General features: G+C 52.0%; 17 protein-coding genes and 2 tRNA genes. 15 read left to right on the forward strand and 4 right to left on the reverse strand.

The features are described 5' to 3' along the window. The first annotated feature begins 3 nt into the window (after positions 1-3). From ACTG3Z_RS12840 to ACTG3Z_RS12875, 8 genes are all read left to right on the forward strand, one after another. Positions 4-72 (forward strand) — tRNA-Phe (locus tag ACTG3Z_RS12840). Positions 73-269: 197 nt separating this feature from the next. Beyond that, positions 270-1520: a hypothetical protein gene (locus ACTG3Z_RS12845; RefSeq protein WP_439143462.1), complete on the forward strand. Its 1251-nt coding sequence runs from the start codon at positions 270-272 to the stop codon at positions 1518-1520. 649 nt (positions 1521-2169) lie between these two features. Further along, positions 2170-3045, forward strand: coding sequence for a branched-chain amino acid ABC transporter permease (locus ACTG3Z_RS12850; protein ID WP_439143463.1), 876 nt, complete (start codon positions 2170-2172; stop codon positions 3043-3045). A 1-nt stretch (position 3046) separates the two neighbouring features. Then, entirely contained in the window at positions 3047-4153 is a 1107-nt protein-coding gene (locus ACTG3Z_RS12855; RefSeq protein WP_439143464.1) for a branched-chain amino acid ABC transporter permease, read from the forward strand. Further along, on the forward strand, positions 4150-4941 hold the full coding sequence (locus tag ACTG3Z_RS12860; protein ID WP_439143465.1) for an ABC transporter ATP-binding protein: 792 nt from the start codon (positions 4150-4152) through the stop codon (positions 4939-4941). Before ACTG3Z_RS12855 ends, ACTG3Z_RS12860 begins: the two co-directional genes overlap by 4 nt. Beyond that, on the forward strand, positions 4938-5732 hold the full coding sequence (locus ACTG3Z_RS12865; protein WP_439143466.1) for an ABC transporter ATP-binding protein: 795 nt from the start codon (positions 4938-4940) through the stop codon (positions 5730-5732). Before ACTG3Z_RS12860 ends, ACTG3Z_RS12865 begins: the two co-directional genes overlap by 4 nt. A gap of 9 nt (positions 5733-5741) precedes the next feature. Then, positions 5742-7622: an AMP-dependent synthetase/ligase gene (locus ACTG3Z_RS12870; RefSeq protein ID WP_439143467.1), complete on the forward strand. Its 1881-nt coding sequence runs from the start codon at positions 5742-5744 to the stop codon at positions 7620-7622. Positions 7623-7671: 49 nt separating this feature from the next. Then, entirely contained in the window at positions 7672-8838 is a 1167-nt protein-coding gene (locus ACTG3Z_RS12875) for an ABC transporter substrate-binding protein (RefSeq protein WP_439143468.1), read from the forward strand. 608 nt (positions 8839-9446) lie between these two features. Here the strand turns inward: ACTG3Z_RS12875 and ACTG3Z_RS12880 are convergent. Then, positions 9447-9536 (reverse strand) — tRNA-Ser (locus ACTG3Z_RS12880). A 245-nt stretch (positions 9537-9781) separates the two neighbouring features. Between ACTG3Z_RS12880 and ACTG3Z_RS12885 the strand changes: the two genes are divergently transcribed. Genes ACTG3Z_RS12885 through ACTG3Z_RS12915 form a run of 7 tightly spaced genes read left to right on the forward strand, consistent with a single transcriptional unit; the run spans position 9782 to position 16182 of the window. Continuing rightward, on the forward strand, positions 9782-10633 hold the full coding sequence (locus ACTG3Z_RS12885; protein ID WP_439143469.1) for an SPOR domain-containing protein: 852 nt from the start codon (positions 9782-9784) through the stop codon (positions 10631-10633). 26 nt (positions 10634-10659) lie between these two features. Further along, positions 10660-11838, forward strand: coding sequence for a D-alanyl-D-alanine carboxypeptidase family protein (locus ACTG3Z_RS12890; protein WP_439143470.1), 1179 nt, complete (start codon positions 10660-10662; stop codon positions 11836-11838). A gap of 4 nt (positions 11839-11842) precedes the next feature. After that, positions 11843-12472 (forward strand): dTMP kinase, encoded by a 630-nt coding sequence (tmk, locus tag ACTG3Z_RS12895; RefSeq protein ID WP_439143471.1) that lies wholly within the window; start codon positions 11843-11845, stop codon positions 12470-12472. Further along, positions 12469-13614, forward strand: a complete 1146-nt coding sequence (locus ACTG3Z_RS12900) for a DNA polymerase III subunit delta' (RefSeq protein ID WP_439143472.1) — start codon at positions 12469-12471, stop codon at positions 13612-13614. The genes tmk and ACTG3Z_RS12900 overlap by 4 nt, the downstream gene beginning before the upstream one ends. Positions 13615-13636: 22 nt before the next feature. Continuing rightward, positions 13637-14443: a TatD family hydrolase gene (locus tag ACTG3Z_RS12905; protein WP_439143473.1), complete on the forward strand. Its 807-nt coding sequence runs from the start codon at positions 13637-13639 to the stop codon at positions 14441-14443. Then, positions 14443-15240: an MBL fold metallo-hydrolase gene (locus ACTG3Z_RS12910; RefSeq protein WP_439143538.1), complete on the forward strand. Its 798-nt coding sequence runs from the start codon at positions 14443-14445 to the stop codon at positions 15238-15240. The genes ACTG3Z_RS12905 and ACTG3Z_RS12910 overlap by 1 nt, the downstream gene beginning before the upstream one ends. A 6-nt stretch (positions 15241-15246) precedes the next feature. Beyond that, entirely contained in the window at positions 15247-16182 is a 936-nt protein-coding gene (locus tag ACTG3Z_RS12915) for an AEC family transporter (RefSeq protein ID WP_439143474.1), read from the forward strand. 30 nt (positions 16183-16212) lie between these two features. On the opposite strand, the gene ACTG3Z_RS12920 is transcribed toward ACTG3Z_RS12915, so the two are convergent. The 3 genes from ACTG3Z_RS12920 to ACTG3Z_RS12930 are packed head-to-tail and all read right to left on the reverse strand — an operon-like array spanning position 16213 to position 19201. After that, positions 16213-16848, reverse strand: coding sequence for an aspartate/glutamate racemase family protein (locus tag ACTG3Z_RS12920; RefSeq protein ID WP_439143475.1), 636 nt, complete (start codon positions 16846-16848; stop codon positions 16213-16215). Next, the gene (gene hydA / locus ACTG3Z_RS12925) at positions 16845-18281 is read right to left on the reverse strand and encodes a dihydropyrimidinase (RefSeq protein ID WP_439143476.1); all 1437 of its coding nucleotides are present in this window, start codon (positions 18279-18281) and stop codon (positions 16845-16847) included. Before hydA ends, ACTG3Z_RS12920 begins: the two co-directional genes overlap by 4 nt. Beyond that, positions 18278-19201: a dihydrodipicolinate synthase family protein gene (locus ACTG3Z_RS12930; RefSeq protein WP_439143477.1), complete on the reverse strand. Its 924-nt coding sequence runs from the start codon at positions 19199-19201 to the stop codon at positions 18278-18280. Before ACTG3Z_RS12930 ends, hydA begins: the two co-directional genes overlap by 4 nt. Positions 19202-19219: the final 18 nt, after the last annotated feature.

Raw genomic sequence — 19219 nt, forward strand, 5'->3', positions numbered from 1 at the left:
CGGGTAGCTCAGGGGTAGAGCAGTGGATTGAAAATCCTCGTGTCGGTGGTTCGATTCCGCCCCTGGGCACCACTTTTTCCAACAATATCAATGGCGACGTGCGATGCGAAAAACGAGAAGCAACAGCTCGCTTAGAGTGTTGCTGTTTGTTATTCAGAAGTAGTAGTGAGATAAGGTAGCTGTAAATGGTCCAATGTTTTTTTTCAAAGATAGCGTTCAATAGATATATAACGATAATCGGATACCTCTTAATTTTGGGATCCCCCACAGTGGCTACCAGCCAACAATCATACCGCGTCTTTGCATCTAACGACCAATACCACTTAGGTGATGAGAACATTGGTAGCTGGCCAAATCTTTGGGGTGCGTGCATTGACTTAGGTACAGCAGAGTTAGCCCCCTTAGATACAGTAAAAGTTGCATATAATAGCTACGGGTTGGAGACTGCATATCTGCAAGTTGGCTCCCAAAGGCAAATCCTGCCCCCACAAATGCCACTTCAAGGCAAGCGCCGCCCAAATTACTGGAGCTCCCGTAAAGCAACTGAAATTATAGTGAGACGTTCGAACAGAGCCGCGCGCATTTCAATATGTAGCAAGAGTGTCGCTGCGGCTGGACAACCCGTTGATTATGATGACTGGATGATCGCAAATATAATCGCCGAAGTGAGTAAGGCACCTGTAAAAGCTCCCGAGCGGATAAACAATCAGCCGTCTCTAGATAATGGTGTGGCAGCTAACGTTAAGTTAACAGGGCTTCAGGGGGATTTGGATGAAAAGTCTGCACAACTTCGGGTTATCAAAGAATTGCTTCTTCAACAAAGCCGTCTGCAAGAGTCCGGCTCTGGTATCAATTCCGTAGCTCTATCTGCCTTTAGGGAACTGGTTGCGGACATAGAATCAGATATCGGGTCGCTTAAATCTGCGGCCAAATCAAACTATAATACATCCATATTTCCTAACAATCCCGACACCGATTTATCTGCTTGGCAAAAATCTAAAAATTTCCCTCCGGTTCCGTACTATGTTGCAGGAAGGGTTGGAAATGGCGAATTTTGGCTCGAACCGATTGTTGACGACAGTGGTGAGCTCTTGCACCGGTTAAACTTTGTTGACCCTAATGAACAGACAGAGCGTATCGCATCAAATTTTGACCTGACCTTAGATCAGTTGTCTAAAATTCGCGCAGCACTCCACAAAGTCTATGAGTGGTCAGAAACAGCTAAACGAATCAGTGTTCGCAAAAGGTTTGATAAAACTGCCGTTTGTTTTCCAAGTGATCAATGTGAGGAAAAAGTCAAAGGCAACACTTCGACTCAAGTCGACTTTCTGATCTATGAAGACGGTGCAACTGGTGCACGTATTGTGAGAAACAAAGGCGCCTTCGCTGAGCCCTACAATATGTCAATAGAATCTGCTGCAATACTAGTAGCATATCTAGATTTTGTGGCAGAGGCTGCGACCCAGGAGTTTAATGCAGGTACTTTAACTGAAGAAAAACTCAATGAGATGTTTGACTGATGCGATTGGCATAATTGCACTAAACGTGACTTGAACCCCAAGTCTCTTCCTGCTTTGCGCGGTTTCCTTGGGGTTAAATCTTTGGCGTTGGGCCGAAATCTTATGCATTATCTTTCTCTGCAAAAATTCCATCGGTGTCAGATGACCCGTTGTTTATGAACGTCTGCGCCAGTTGTAGTCCTCCAGCCATCCTTCCAGCTTGATCCACACAAATCGATATGAAGTTGGCCTCACCCTTAGCCAAATAGGTCCAGTATCCTGCCTGTGTTTGGGATAGTGCCAGTGTTCGGGATATTCCGCGAGCGGTTTAGCTGTCCAAGAGCAAGACGCAGCTTTGTCGCTAATATCCCAGCCATCTTCGCTAAAGATCACATTTCAGATATTTTAAGAATCGAACCGGTTTCAATCGAGCACTCGGCGCAGCAACTCCCGCCTCGAGTGTTGCGAACATCACAAGTGGCGAAGATCAAAGCATGGCAATCCGCGCTTTCTGTTGCAAAAGCTCTCAAACAGGCTGGGTCGAGACCGACGCGCTCGTAAATTTCAGCACACAAATCCCGCCTTACGTTACGAAACATCGCATAATAAAAATTGCCACTTGTTAGATTGACTGAGTAACCTGTTCCAACTGGTCTTTGGGAGGAGCACCGTGGATTTTTTTCAACTCATCATCAGTGGGCTTGCCAATGGCTGTGTCTACGGATTGATCGCTTTGGGGTTCGTGTTGATTTACAAAGCCACCGAAGCGGTGAATTTCGCACAAGGTGACTTTATGATGCTGGGCGCGTTTGTCTGCATCGGTTTCACAAATCATGAATATATGGGGCTGAACTTTTGGTTGGCCGTTCCCCTATCCATTCTTGTGATGGGATTTCTCGGATACCTGTTTAACTGGGGCATTTTGCGCCACATGTTTGGACAATCCCAAACCTCGATCGTGATTCTCACGATTGCGATGGGCTTTATCATCCGCTTTTTCGCTGGGGCCACTTGGAGCCATGAGCCAACCTCGCTCGAAACACCTTATGCAGGTCAGGATATCCGCTCGGGTGGTTTGGTGTTGGGCATTGATGAAGTTTTGATCGTTGTTGTCACCGCAATACTGACACTGCTCTTTTATCTGTTCTTCTCGCGCACGCGCATTGGTTTGGCGATGCAGGCCGCGTCCCAAAATCAATTGGCAGCCTACTACATGGGCATTCCCGTCAAGCGCATTCATAGCCTTGTGTGGGGGTTATCCGGTATGGTTGCCGCAGTCGCGGGCATTCTGTTTGCGTCAAAGGGCGCGATTGATCCGTCGACGGGCTTGCTCGGCATCAAAGCCTTTGCAGCAGCGGCAATTGGTGGGTTCGGCTCGTTGCCAGGTGCATTGCTTGGTGGCTTGATCATCGGTTTGGTTGAACCTCTTGCCTCGCGATATGGACCATCAGGTGTCAGTCAGATTGCACCCTACGCGATCTTGTTGCTGATCTTGATTTTCCGTCCCGGCGGTATCTTTTCCCAGACACAACGAAAGAAGGTGTAAGATGCGCTTTGTCTTTAAAACCTCTTACGACGCTGACATTTCGCTGTTCAAACACCGTGCACAAGCAGTTTGGTATGCTCTGCTTTTGTTGCTGGTTCTTGGAACGCCGCTTTATTTTGTCGCCACTGGGGATGCGTATCTACTAGGCGAAATCACTGGCATGTTGATCCTTGCGATTGCGGGCATGGGGTTGATGCTGCTGACAGGTCACACAGGCTTGCCGAGCCTTGGCCACGCGACCTTTATGGCATTTGGGTGTTATCTTAACATCAATTTGCTGGGCGCTGGCGTGCCTTGGCTGATTGCCTTTCCTCTCTCCGGTCTTATCGCGGGTGTTTTAGGCACGATGATCGCGCTGCCTGTTTTGCGCCTGCACGGTGTTTATTTGGCGCTCGCCACTTTGGCGATGTCGATGCTGACAAGCGATTTTGTGGTGATTGCAGAGCCTTGGACCGGCGGTATTGCTGGTGCTGCGGTGCCAGACATCAACATCTTTGGGATGGAGATTAACCGCTATTCGACGCCTTTCAAGTTCTACTATTTGGTTCTGTTCGTCGCCATCTTGCTGGTTTGGTTTTACCGAAATCTGTTGCGCAGCCCAACAGGCCGCAGCTTTACCGCTATTCGCGACAGTGAAATTTCGGCGCGCGCAATGGGTATTAATCTCACGCGCACAAAGGCGATGTCGTTCTTCCTCTCAGCGACTGCTGCTGGGCTTGCAGGCGCGCTTTTTGGTCACTCCGCGGGCTATGTGACAAATGAGACCTTCGATCTGGTTATGTCGATTACTTTGCTTTTGATGATCGTCATTGGTGGTTTGGGCTTCATTCACGGTGCTTTCTTTGGTGCTATCGTTGTCGGGATCATTCCTGTCGCAATCGCTAACGGACGTACATTCCTGGCAACAACGTTTGATGTGAACATCAACGTGCCGGGCCTTGAGAGCGCGCTATTCGCGTTCATCCTTGTCTGTTTTATCCTGTTTGAACCAATGGGGCTTTATGGGCGTTGGCTCAAGATCCGCACCTATTTTGAGCTATTCCCCTTCTACCGCAAGGACATGTTCAAACGTCAGAAATCCTACCTCAAGACGGATCGTGTACAATGAGCTTGCTTGAAATTGAAAACGTCACTCTGCGCTTTGGCGGTCTCGTTGCCGTCGATAACGTCTCGCTCAAAGTGGAAGAAGGCGAAGTCTTCGCGTTGGTTGGACCAAACGGCGCTGGCAAATCCACAATTTTCAACTTGATCTCGCGCTTTTACGATCCTGCAGAGGGACACATCCGCTTTGATGGCAACGATCTGCTGAAAAGTACCGCAGATCAGGTACCCAGCTTTGGGGTTGCGCGCACGTTTCAGAATATTGAACTTTTTGAACAAGCGACTGTTTTGCAAAACCTGTTGGTTGGTCGCCATAGGCACCGTCAAACGGGTATGTTTTCAAACATCATTTTTTCGCCCAAAACATACCGCGAGGAGTTGCGCCACCGTGCTGCTGTGGAAGAAGTGATCGACTTTTTAAACCTTCAGCCCTACCGCGACAAAATGATTGGTGGCTTGCCATACGGTGTACGCAAAGTTGTGGAACTTGGCCGCGCCTTGGCGTCTGAACCAAAGTTGCTGCTTCTTGATGAGCCCGCGTCTGGATTGTCCGTGGAAGAAACCCAAGACATGGCTTTCTGGATCGAAGATATCCAGACACAGATGGGCATCTCTGTGATGATGGTTGAACACGACATGGGATTGGTCTCTGCGGTGTCGGGCCGCGTCATGGCGCTTTCGGATGGCAAGGAATTGGCAACAGGCACTGCTGCCGAAGTGCAATCGCACCCTGCAGTGATCGAGGCCTATTTGGGCACGGGTGACATTTCCAAAACAGGGACATCGCGCGCATGAGTACAAATGCAAAAGAGCCGACAGTCGTTTTGCAGATCGACAATCTTGAGAGCTATTACGGCCCCATTCAAGCCATTCGCGGCGTAAGTCTCAAAGTTCACGAGGGCCAGATTGTTACGGTGCTCGGGGCCAATGGCGCTGGCAAGACAACGCTGCTTAAGACCATTTCAGGTGTGATGGACCCCGAAAAGGGCACCATCAAGATGGATGGAACAGATATTCAATCCCTTGAACCAGATGCGATTGTGCGGCGTGGCATTGTGCATGTCCCTGAGGGCCGCGAAATTTTCCCACTTATGACGGTCGCTGAAAACATTGCGATGGGGGCCTACACCCGCAAAGATCGCTCTACGATTAGCGATGATGAGGAAATGGTCTACTCCTATTTCCCGATCCTCAAGGATCGTCGTGCGCAACGCGCCGGTACGTTGTCAGGCGGACAGCAACAGATGCTTGCGATTGGGCGGGGATTGATGTCACATCCCAAATTGATGCTATTAGATGAACCCAGCCTGGGATTGTCACCGCTCCTCACGCAAGAGATTTTCGAGATCATCGTGCGCCTGAATAAAGAGCAAAAAGTCACGATGATGTTGGTTGAGCAAAACGCCAAAGTGGCGCTCGAAGCGGCGGATTATGGCTATGTGATGGAGCTGGGCCGCATTGTGATGAACGACGGTGCAGATGTTCTTGCTGCCTCTAAGGACATTCAGGAATTCTACCTTGGCGTCAGTCAGGATGAAAACCAGCGCGGGCAGCGCCGCTGGAAACAGCGCAAGACGTGGCGATAGGGATTGGTTATGACAGATAAACTCCCCCCTCAGGAAAAAGTACATGGTCTGATGATCAATGCGGACCTTTCGCAAGGGCCATTCTATATTGATGGTATGGACACCACGCCAAAGCTGTTCCGTCTGCGTGCGCAGACTTTAGGCAGCAGCACGGCACACCGCGAAAAGACATTTGGCATTTGGCGTTCCCATTCATGGGAAGACTACTACACACGCGCAAAGCATCTTGGCCTTGGTCTGGTCTCGCTGGGTCTCAAACGTGGTGAAGTCGTCTCGATCCTATCCGAAGACAACAAAGAATGGATGTACACTGACATGGGTGTGCAATCGGTCGGCGGTATTTGTTCAGGCGTCTATACAACGGATTCAGCGTCGCAATTGGAATACCTCGTTAACAACTCTGACAGTCGTTTTCTGATTGTTGAGAATGATGAACAATTGGACAAGTTTTTGCAGGTCCGCGAGCAAATGCCTGATTTGATCAAGGTCATTGTGATTGATCGCGAAGGTCTGCATGGCTTCAGTGACCCCCAAATCATGTTCATAGATGAACTTTACAAGATCGGCGCAGACTATGATGCCGCACATCCGCAAGCCTTCGATACATCGATTGATGCAACGCAGCCTGATGACACTGCCATTCTCGTCTATACCTCTGGCACAACCGGCAAACCCAAGGGCGCGATGATCAGTCATGGCAATCTGATGTATTCGGTCTCTGCTGGTTTACGCGACGGGCCTGTGTTCTCTACCGATGATCAGCTTTGCTTCTTGCCGCTCTGTCACATTTTGGAGCGGGTATTCTCCGTCAATGCGCCCATCGCTGCCGCCTCTACTATCAATTTCGCGGAAAGCCCTGAAACGATCTTTGACAACCTTCAAGAAGTCAGCCCACAAACTTTTGTGGCAGTACCGCGCCTTTGGGAAAAGATCTATTCACAGGTGGCAATCCGCATTGGTGACGCAACGCTATTGCAAAAATGGGCATACTCCAAAGCTCTGAAAGCCGGCTCTGCGCGCGCAGAGTGTCTGGCTGAAGGCAAATCACCATCATTCAGTACCAACCTTGCCTATCGTTTTTGGGATATTGCGCTGCTACAAAACCTGCGCCGTATTATTGGTATGGACCGATTGCGTCGTGGCGGCTCTGGGGCGGCTCCGATCTCGCCAGAGTTGTTGCATTGGTATCAATCCATCGGTGTTCCTGTGCTTGAGGGTTACGGTATGACCGAAAGCTCTGGTGTGATCTCTATTAACAGTGAGACGAGCAACAAGATTGGAACGGTGGGCCCTGCCCTTCCCGGCGCACAAATTCGAGTGTCTGACGAAGGCGAAGTACAATATAGCGCGGGCAACGTGTTCCAAGGCTATTGGAAAAACCCCGAAAAAACCGCCGAGACCTTTACAGAGGATGGCTGGCTGCGCACGGGCGACGTTGGCATGATTGATAATCAAGGCTATCTGACGATCACCGGCCGCTTAAAAGACATCATTATTACCGCCGGGGGAAAGAACATCACGCCCGCCGAGATCGAGAACAAACTCAAATTCTCACCCTATATCTCTGACGTTGTAGTGATCGGTGACAAACGCAAGTTCCTGACCTGTTTGGTGATGATTGACCAAGAAAACGTCGAAAAGTTTGCGCAAGACAGACGTGTCCCGTTTTCCAATTATGCATCCTTGTGCGCGGCAAAAGAGGTGCAAGATCTGATCCGACAGACGATCGAAGATGTGAACAAGGATTTCGCCCGCGTTGAGCAGATCAAAGACTTCCGTCTGATCAACGTCTTGCTCACGGCAGATGACGACGAACTAACGCCAACCATGAAGCTCAAACGCAGCTTTGTGGAAACCAAACATGAAGAGTTGATCAGCCAGATGTATTGACATCACGGCCTCATGCTTTTCACATGAAAATATAAATGGGAGAGAACGAATGACAAAACTGACAACTAAGCTGGGAACACTGGCTGTTGCTGCGACAATGGCCGCTGCACCAGCGCTTGCCGAGCAAGGCATCACAGACACTGAAATTCTGATCGGATCCAACAACGATCTATCCGGTCCTTTCGCAGCCTTTGGTGCGCCTGCCACGAAAGCCGCACAACTGGTTTTCGATGAGGTGAACGAGGCAGGCGGCATTCACGGCCGCAAGATCCGCTTCATTGTTGAAGATCACGGCTACCAAATGCCAAAAGCTATTCAGGGCATGAACAAACTGGTCAACGGTGATAAAGTCTTTGCGATGCTGCTCTCCTTGGGCACGCCTATGAACATTGCGGCCTTCAAACTGCAAGACGCCAAGAACGTTCCAAACGTTTCGCCATTGTCTGCTGCGCGCCAAATGGCAGAGCCGTTCTCGCCACTGCATTATTCCGGCACAGCGACCTACTATGAGCAAATCCGTGTTGGCGTGACTTACTTGGCCGAGCAAAAAAGCGTGAGCAACGTTTGCGCAATGTATCTGCCAACAGACTTCGGCAAGGACATTAAAGAAGGTGCAGAATCTATTTCTGCTGAAACAGAAGGTCTGACTTACGTCACGGAGACAACGCACAAGCCAGATGACGCTGACTTCGTTGGCGCGTTGCAGAAGCTGAATGCAGAAGGCTGCCAGATCGTTGCACTTGCTTTGGGTGTGCGTCAGGCGATCACAGTCTCTGCGACTGCGAAAAAGCTGGGTCTGACAGACATGTCCTTCCTCAACTCTTCTGCGGGCTTCCATACTGTCATGGCGAAAGTGCCAGGCGGCATCACTGAAGGCATGTATGCGGCGTCCGGTTGGGCAGACTTGCTGTCGCGCATGGACAAGCCAGAAGTACAAAAGTTCTTCGCACGCTACACTGAAGCAACAGGTGAAGAGCTGCCAGGTTCCGGCGCATTGCTTGGTCACTCCGCGGCTGAAACGATGGTCCGTGCTTTGGAAGCTGCGGGTCCAGATCTGGACGCTAAGACCTTCCAGATGGGTATGGAAAGCCTGAACTATGAAGACGTCGTTTCTGGCAACACAGTGACCTATTCCGCAACAGACCACCAAGGTGCGGATGAAGTCGTCATTTCTGTGATCAAAGACGGCAACTGGATGGAAATCGCGCGCCAGTAAGGAACGCATTGACCTAGTCAAAACAATATAAAGGGGACCGTTCATACGTTGAGCGGTCCCTTTTTTCATGAACGCTCACGACGGATTAACGAAATAACCAAGTATTTGAACTCAATTTCTTCTTTAAAAACTTGAAGTGTTGTTGTTGCATTCAACAGCAACTTCCGAAGTGCCGCATTTTCGTGCAAGTCAGCCCATCTCCAGTATTTTCGGTAGGTTGACCGCAAGTCGCTGACCTGCCCAACGGTTATGAAGCAGCAGGACGGGCGGCCATTGGCGTCAGTAACAACGCGCAAGTTGGTGCTCTAGCCACCCTTTGTCTGCCGACTCAAACTTCAACGCCACCCTTTCTCTAACCGCAGACTTAACGCTGTGCGGTGCGCTCTGCAGCATAGGTAAGGGCGCGCCAAGATCGACTTTGGGGCCGTTCGTAACTGAGTGGTCAGGTGAAAAGGCAGAATAAGCTACTTTTTTAAAGTGAGCATAACTAGCACCTGACTTGTTCTTAGTTTGTCCAATAAAGTTCGATACCAGCTAACGAAAAATGTGGTCCAGGTTGTGGAGATGCTAAAGAAAAATCATCCACATCCAATTGAAATACAAAAAAATGGCGGAGGCTCAGGGATTCGAACCCTGGGAGGACTTTCACCCTCGTCGGTTTTCAAGACCGGTGCATTCGACCACTCTGCCAAGCCTCCGACGCAGCACCCATACCCAAGCAATCAAACAAGCTCAAGAGCCCAAGCGCAGGAAAACACACTCAATTGCATAACACTTGACCATTTTTCCGCCCAGCCAAGTGCTGCGGACTTTTCATGTGAGCAAAACAAGGCTACATTGCGCGCAAGCAGTTAAGACATAAATGTCAATTTTGAAGATCGCGTGCACGGAAAGGACCGAAATATCGGCCAGGGTGCGTAGGTTTTGGGGCGAAGGGCAAGCAATGAACACCACCACAGGATTAGACTCAAAGCGGAGCAGATGGCTTGCGCTAGCGTTAATTTCGACAGTCGCGCTTGCCGGTTGTCAAGACGGGCAAGGACCTTCTTTCCTGCAACCCAAACCCAAAGCAGACGAATTTGTTGATGGAGATCCATCACGATCTGTCAAGTTGGTGGAGCGCGATACAGAAGCGCCGGATGTGTTTCAAGTAACCGAAAGTGGTCTGTGGGATGGCAGACCTTCGCTTGGTGGTGTTTGGGTTGCCCACCCGGATGTCAAAGATCCGGAACGCGTGATTATTCGCAACGAGAAAAATGGCAAGTTTGTGATCGGTGCCCTGTTTCGCCGTGAGCGTGAAAACCCAGGCCCGCGCCTGCAGGTCTCTTCCGATGCAGCTGCAACACTTGGTATGCTAGCGGGTCAGCCGTCTAAACTGAACGTCACAGCGCTTCGTCGTGAAGCGGTGGCAGAAAGCGCACCTGCTCCAGAAGCCGCGCCGCAAGTTGATGCGCCTAATGCGATTGAAGAAACAGCTCTTGCGCCAGCGGCCGGTGCTGTTGCAAGCGCCTCGCCTAATCCTGCGCCAACACCACCAAAGCCCAAGCCTGCGTCTGGTGGCCTGAGCAAACCCTTCATCCAGCTTGGCATCTTTAGCGTTGAGAAAAATGCCAACAATACCGCTGAGGCTATGCGCGTTGCGGGTATGGTGCCAACGGTCAAAAAATCTAACAGCTCTGGCAAAACCTTCTGGCGCGTGCTGGTTGGCCCTGCGCAAACAAGTGCCGAACGCAGCGCATTGCTGAAAAAGATTAAGGCATCCGGCTTCGCAGACGCTTATGCTGTCAGCAACTGATTCATAAACGCGAAGGAGGGCCAATTATGCGCCGCCTTATCTCTGTCGGTATTGCTTTAGCTCTGCCATTTCTACTGGCTGTACCAGCTGCTGCATTCGAGACGCGAGCAACCTCTGCTTTCGTCATTGATCAAACCACTGGAACGGTTTTGCTTAACAAAAATGCAGACCAGATGCTGCCACCGGCATCGATGTCCAAGCTGATGACACTCTACATTGCATTTGAAGCCTTGCGCGATGGGCGTCTCTCGCTTGATGAAAAGTTGCCAGTTTCATCACATGCGATGTCTTATGGCGGCTCAACAATGTTTCTGGACACAACGGACCGTATTTCGGTCGAAGATCTCATTCGCGGGATCATCGTGCTTTCAGGGAACGACGCATGCGCCGTGATTGCAGAGGCTCTGAGCCCGAATGGCACTGAAGCAGGCTTTGCGCGTTTTATGACCCAACGCGCACAGCAGCTTGGTATGACCAACTCAACCTTCACCAACTCGAACGGTTGGCCGCAAGCCGGACATCGTATGTCTATGCGCGATCTGGCGCTTCTTGCGAACCGCTTGATCACGGATTTCCCAAGCTTTTATCCGCTATTCTCTGAGCGGGAGTTTAAGTTTGATGGCCGCGCGCCGCAAAACACACGCAACCGAAACCCTTTGTTAGCACTGGGAATTGGGGCCGACGGTCTCAAAACCGGTCACACTCAAGAAGCAGGCTACGGCCTTGTCGGGTCCGCCAAACAACGTGACCGCCGCGTGATTTTTGTGATTTCTGGTCTACAATCCGCGCAAGCGCGTGCGGAAGAAGCTGAATCAATCGTCAACTGGGCCTTTCGCCAATTCGCGGTGAAACCTGTTGCTAAAGCCGGAACGGCTGTCGCAAGCGCTGATGTTTGGATGGGACGCGATCAAAATGTACCGCTTGTCCCACTTGAAGATGTATCCATGCTAATGCCTGTAACGTCTCAGGACGATGTAAAAGCGGAAGTTATTTACAACGGGCCAATCACTGCGCCAATCACCAAAGATCAACAAATCGCAGAGCTCGTGATTACACCCCCCGGCTTGCCCGAAACACGTATTCCGTTGGTTGCGGGGAATGAAGTGCCCGCAGGTGGCTTCACATCGCGCATTGGCACTGTTGCCCAACTGCTGATTGAACAGTTGAACGAACAACCTGCCGCACCAGCTGATCAAGGATCATAATATAATGAACGTGGCCAAAGGGCGCTTCATCAGCTTTGAAGGCATTGATGGTTCCGGCAAATCAACGCAGGCCAAACGCCTTGCTGCATCTTTGGAAGCCGACGGTTTTGAGGTTGTGTTGACTCGTGAACCCGGTGGCTCTGAGGGGGCTGAAGAAATTCGTGCGTTGGTCTTGCAGGGCGATCCAGATCGTTGGTCAGCAGAAACAGAAATTTTGCTTTTTACCGCGGCCCGACGTGACCATATGGAGCGTACGATCCTTCCTGCCCTTGCTGCTGGAAAAGTGGTGATCTGTGATCGCTTCGCGGATAGCACGCGAATGTATCAAGGCCTTAGCCGTGGGGACTTGCGCGCGTTGGTAGATCAGTTGCACGATCTGATGATCGGGCGCGAACCGGATTTGACGCTGCTTTTTGATATGGACCCAGACATCTCTCACAGCCGCGCTGTCGAACGCGATAGCATCGACAGTCGATTTGAAGATTTTGGCGCTGATCTGCAACGTGCTATGCGCGCAGGCTTTCTTGATCTTGCGGCCTCCGCGCCTGAGCGGTTTCGCATCATTGATGCAGCGCGTGATATCGATAGTATCGCACACGATACATTGAGCGTGATCAAGGCGCATTTGGAATGAGCGATGAAGGCTTGCCCCAAGCGGACCGTGTTCCAGGCGCACCACACCCAAAGGATACGCTTGCACTAATTGGCCAAGGCGTCGCTGAACAGAACTTCCTGGACGCATACAATACAGGACGGTTGCATCATGGCTGGCTGATGATTGGTCCACGTGGCACTGGTAAAGCCACCCTCGCCTACCGCATTGCGAGATTTTTGCTCAGCCAACCCTTGGACGATGGCGGTATGTTCGGCGCACCTGATGCGCCGGTTTCACTGGATACGGACCCTCAGCATCCTGTTGCGCGTCGCATCGCGGCTGGCGCTGATCCATCCTTGTTTGTGTTGCGTCGGGGTGGTGCTGGTTCAACCGAAAGCGATCAGAAAAAGAACCTAGAAGCGGGAAAGTTTGCCAAAGACATCCGCGTCGATGACGTGCGCAAACTCAATGGGTTTTTCAACTTTTCCTCTGCTGAGGGTGGCCGCCGTGTCGTCATCGTCGATGCAGCGGATGAGATGAACGTACAAGCGGCCAATGCCTTGCTCAAACGTTTGGAAGAACCACCCGAAAACGCGACGCTTTTGCTCGTGACGCATCAGCCTTCGCGCCTTTTGCCTACAATCCGCTCGCGGTGCCGCGAGTTGCGACTGTCACCGCTAAATGACGCTGATATGGACCGCGCACTGCAACAAGCACTGCCTGAGACCGATCTTGATCAAGGTGCACTCAGCGCGCTCACATCGGGCTCTGTGGGCGAAGCGATCCGCATGACAAATCTATCCGGCCCCGCGATTTATGCAGAGCTCGTCGGACTATTCGCCACAATGCCTCGGATGGACCGCGCGCGCGCGCTGCGCCTTGCGGATGCTGCTGCGCAACGCGGCGCAGAGGACAAGCTTGATATGCTTGTAGACCTTATTGCATTGGCTTTGGCGCGCCTCGCACGTGCTGGCACATTGGGAGTTACGCCCACACCGGAGGCAACAAAAGGTGAAGCTGAGATGATCGCACGCCTGTCGCCAAACCCTCATCAAGCGCGTCGTTGGGCGCAAGTTGCACAAGAAGTAGATGCAAAGCTTCGACATGGACGCGCTGTGAACCTTGACCCTGCCGCGCTCATCCTAGATACCCTGAGACATATATCGCAGGCGGCGATCTGAGCCGTTCTGACAAGGATGCATGATGAGCACACCGCCCCTGATTACAGACAGCCATTGCCATTTGGATTTCCCCGACTTTGAGGGCGAGCTTCCTGATATGTTGGCACGCGCGACAGACGCTGGCGTGCATCGGATGGTGACCATTTGCACACGGTTGCGCAATGAGCCGAACGTGCGCGCCTTGGCCGATGCTCACCCTCAAGTCTTTTACGCTGCAGGCACACACCCGATGAGCGCGGCGGAAGAACCGTTAGCAACTTTGGATGAGTTAATCGCCCTGACAGGCCATCCCAAAATGGTTGGTATTGGCGAAACGGGTCTGGATTATCACTACACAGCCGAAAGCATGGGTATTCAAAAGCAGTCATTAAAAGTGCATATCGAGGCCGCGCAGCGCACGGGCTTGCCCCTTATCATTCATGCGCGCGCAGCGGATGAGGATATGGCAGACATACTAACCGCAGAATACCGCAACGCAGCCTATTCTTGCGTTATGCATTGCTATTGCTCGGGGCCTGAACTGGCTAAAACATGCCTTGATCTGGGCTTTTATCTCTCGATGTCAGGCATCGCGACCTTCCCAAAATCTCAAGAGGTGCGCGACATCTTTGCAGCGGCTCCTGTGGAACGAATTTTAGTCGAAACGGACAGTCCTTATCTTGCCCCCGTACCGCGCCGCGGCAAGCGTAATGAACCCGCGTATACCGCCTTTACAGCCAAAGTCGGAGCAGAAGTGTTTGGAAAGGAAGCCGCCGCATTCGCCGCGCAAACAGAACAAAACTTTGAACGTCTGTTTACAAAAGTCGCTGCATTCAAGGACGCCGCATGATGGCTGAACTACGCTTCACAATCCTTGGCTGCGGATCCTCTGGTGGGGTTCCGCGTCTTGGAGGCCATTGGGGCGACTGTGATCCCAACAACCCCAAGAATGCACGTCGCCGCTGCTCTATGTTGATCGAGCGGATTGGCGAAGACGGTACGACGCGCGTGCTCATCGATACATCGCCAGACTTACGCAGCCAGCTTTTAGACGCGGGCATTGGTGCACTTGACGCAGTTGCCTATACCCATTCGCATGCGGATCATGTCCATGGCATCGATGATTTGCGCATGATCGTCTTTAATATGCGCGCACGTCTACCCGTTTGGGCAGATGGCGCGACCCAGAACGATTTGCTGTCGCGGTTTGGCTATGCCTTTGTGCAGCCGCATGGTTCGCCCTACCCGCCGATCCTCGATCTTTTTACGATTGATGGGGATTTTACTGTGGAGGGCGCGGGCGGTGCCATCACGTTAAGACCATTTGAAATCGAACATGGCTCTATAGATGCACTGGGCTTTCGCGTTGGCCCGCTTGCCTATTTGCCCGACGTGTCTGCAATGAGCGATGAAGCTTGGAGCGCGATAAAAGGCGCAGATTGTTGGGTTTTGGACGCATTGCGCCGCACGCCGCACCCGAGCCATTCTCACTTGGAGAATTCGCTGTCTTGGATCAAAAAATCCGGCGTGCCACGTGCAATCCTGACCAATATGCACATCGATCTGGACTATGAAACAGTTTTGAACGAAACGCCCGAGCACATCGCACCCGCCTTTGATGGCATGCGTATCAGCTACGAAGTGTAGCCCTTCATGCAAGCGTTGATCGATGTCATTCTACCTGTTTTTATGGTGGTAGGGTTTGGCTATGTGTTGGTCTGGCGCGAGTATCTTAGCGACGTCGCAATAGACAGTATAATGACGTTTGCGCAACAAGTGGCTGTGCCGTGTTTGTTGTTTACAGCGCTCTCGCAAATTGATCTGAGCACCGGATTTGATCCAGCACTTCTTTTCAGTTTTTATACAGGTGCTGCGATCAGCTTTACACTTGGACTGTTTGGTGCGCGCCATCTCTTTGGGCGGTCTTGGGAAGACAGTGTTGCGATCGGCTTTTGCGCTTTGTTTTCCAACTCCGTCTTGCTCGGGCTCGCGATAACCGAGCGCGCGTACGGCGCAAGCGCGCTGGTCGGGAACTACGCCATCATCGCGATGCATTCGCCATTTTGCTATGGTGTCGGCATAACTGTGATGGAGCTGGTGCGCGCAAAAGAAGCAGGAGCCAGTATGACCCGTTTGCCGGGGACCGTCCTGAAAGCAATGTTCAGCAATGTTTTGATCATCGCAATTATGCTGGGATTTTTGGTTAATCTCTCAGGGTTTTCCATTCCGGCATCCATCCAAGGCGGGTTAGATTTGATGGTGCGTACCGCACTACCAACCGCCCTATTTGCATTGGGCGGCATCCTTTATCGCTATCGTCCCGCAGGCGATATGAAGGTCATTTTGTTTGCCTGTTCTTTGTCACTCTTGGTGCATCCAGCGATTACCTTTTCGCTTGGAAGTCTCACTTCCGTCTCCGAAGCGGGCATGCGCTCTGCCGTGATTACATCCGCAATGGCACCAGGTGTGAACGCCTATATTTTCGCAAGTATGTACCAACGCGCGCAGCGGGTCGCAGCATCAACTGTTTTGATTGCGACAGCTTTGACGACCATGAGCGCGTGGTTCTGGCTTACGGTGCTGCCCTGAACTCTGACGTCTTGGCTTAGTCAGCGATCTTTAAAGAGAGGATGCGACGAGCGTGCCGTGCGCCATGGCAACTGCGGCTTGGGTTGGATCAATTACAGGCACACCGAGATGTTCCTCAAGTCTACCACGGTGGCGCGCCATCCCCGCACAACCCAGAATAAGACAGCCTGCGCCATCTGCCATAAGGTCGGTGCCGACCTCCGTAAGCCGTTGGAATGTGTTTGCCCCGCGCGCGGTTTCATCGACGCTCATGTTAAGCGCACGTTCTCCGGCAAGGCGATCGAGCACACCCATCCGTCGCATGTATTTACGATGACGCTGGATGGAAGGTTCACCAATGGCGACAACTCCAAAGGTGTCTGCGCGACAAAGGGCCATGGCAAGACCAGATTCTTGAATGCCAAAGACAGGTGCTTTGCTGATGGATCTTGCAGCATCAAGCCCGGGATCCGAGTAGCAAGCGATCACGAAAGCACGGGCGTCAGGCGACGCTTCCACGACCTTCAAAAGCGGTAAGATAACCGCGTCGCTGTCGCGCTGGCTTTCGATCCCGAATGGCCCTTCAACCAAAGTCATGCAGCTTACATTTTCAAACCCTCTGAGGCTCTCACGTAGACCTTCTGTAACTGCTTCATTGGAGTTGGGGTTGATGACGAGAATACTCATAAGTTAAAATTCTGCTCTGGCACGGATGTCCCCTTGCGACTCCCCTCATCGAATTTAGCGCGTACCAGAAACTGGCCATGACCCGCTTTGGCACGGAGCGCGCCCTTCTCAACCACCCGCTTTCCTCGCGAAAGCGTGGTGATGGGAAGACCTGTTACCTCCCGCCCCTCAAACGGTGAATAGCCTGCATTATCATGTTGGTTTTGAGTTGAAATTACGCCCTCAGCGGCTGGATCCCAGATCGCGATGTCTGCGTCAGCACCGATTGCGAGCGTGCCTTTTTGCGGCAACAACCCGTAAAGCCGTGCAGCATTGGTGGAACTTAGCGCCACGAATTCGGGCAAGGTCAGTCGTCCCTTGCCTACACCTTCCGAAAACAACAAAGGTAGTCTTGCACCAATGCCGGGCATGCCGTTGGCAATCACCGTAAATGGCGCATCAGAACCGTTGGCCAGCTTTCCTGTTTCATCCATGCGGTACGGCGAATGATCAGAGCTAACGATATCAAACGTACCCGCTTGGATATGTTGCCAGAGCATCTCTTGCGTGGCTTTGTCCCGCAGAGGCGGAGAGCACATGAAAGCTGCGCCGTCCATTCCAGGTTTGTCCATGTCCTCGCGAGTGAGAAAGAGGTACTGAGGACAGGTTTCGCCATAGATCTTTGCACCTACAGACCGCGCATTTTGCACTAAGGCAGCCCCTTCGGGCGTGCTGACATGCACAATGAGCAAAGGCGCATCCACGAGCTTAGCCATACAGATCGCACGGTGGATCGCCTCTTCTTCTGCCAGTGCGGGATGCGACAGCGCATGATACTTCGGAGCGGTTAATCCTTTCGCTAGCAAACGATCCGTCATCCATTTGATCATGCCTGCATTTTCGGCATGCACCATGGTCAATGCGCCATGCTCTTTCGCAACGCTCAAAACATCAAGAAACTGTGCATCGTTTACCAGCATTTTGTCGTAGGTCATGAAAAGTTTGAAGCTGGTGATGCCGCGTTTGAATGCCGCTGGTAGTTCTTCGTTCAGAACCTTCTCTGTCGGGTCAGAGACAATCAAATGGTATGAATAATCCAGAACCGATGCGCCCTGCGCACGACTATCATAAAGATCAAGTGTTTCAGTTACGCCCATGCCACGGTGCTGAGCCGCGAAGGGGATGATACATGTGTTGCCCCCGAAAGCCGCAGAAATGGAGCCAGAAGTGTAATCATCCGCCGTCATGCCCCCCGTTGCGGAGTTTTGCGCGATATGTGCATGCGCTTCTATGCCCCCCGGCATGACCAATTTATCACGCGCGTCAATCTCATCTGGCGCACTCAGATCCGTCCCAAGGGCTGCGATCTGTCCGTCCTGAATGCCGATGTCTGCCGCGAACATCTCTGAGGCGGTGACACAGGTTCCGCCTTTGATAACGAGATCAAAACTCATGTAAGTGCGGCCAGCTTCGCCTCAAGACGGTCTGTTAGACGCGTCAGTTCAAGCTTGTCGAGCGCGCTTAAACTTGGACCCGGCGCGCGTACTTTGGGACTGCTAAGCACACCCCGACGGTGCAGCACTTCTTTACGAATAGCGAGGCCAAGACCGAGCTGTTGTTCATAGCGCACCATCGGTAAATAGGCATCAAACAGATCTTCTGCTCCATCCACATCACCGGCGAGATGCCGCGCGACCACTTGCACCATCATCTCTGGGTAAGCAAAGCCTGTCATGGCTCCATCGGCTCCGCGCTGCATTTCTTGCGGCAAGAAAAGAGCGGAGTTGCCAGTGAGGATCGACAGACGCCCAGCGCCCTGCCTTGTTGCCTCGCGGATGCGCGATAGTTTGGTGAGACCCGGCCAATCTTCGTGCTTGAGCATGACGATTTGTTCATGCGCGGCGAAGATCTCAAGCAAGGTTTCCAAAGAGAAGTTGACACCTGTCGTTTGCGGATAATCCTGCAAGCAGATCGGTACGTCAGGGCCAAGTGCCTTACATACCTGCGCGAAATAGCCCTTTTGCTTCATATCTGTGTTGAGGCTTGGCATGGGCGCGACCATCACGCCCGCTGCACCCGCGCTCATGACTTCCCCCGTAAGTCGTGCCATATTATCAAGTCCAGGACCAGAGACGCCAACGACAACGGGCACGCGACCATCGACGCGATCCAGAATATGGCGTGCAAAGGTGAAAGACTCTTCAGAGGTGAGCTTAGGTGCTTCGCCCATGATGCCGAGGATGGTCATGCCTGACACGCCCATCTCAAGGTAGAAATCAACCATGCGATCCGCACTCTGTAAGTCAAGTGCACCATCGTCCGTGAACGGCGTAGCGGCGATGATGAAAACGCCATTGCTCTTACGGTGGATCATGCGGCCTCTCCCAAGTGG

The organism is Planktotalea sp. (assembly GCF_965659345.1).
Lineage (GTDB): Bacteria > Pseudomonadota > Alphaproteobacteria > Rhodobacterales > Rhodobacteraceae > Planktotalea.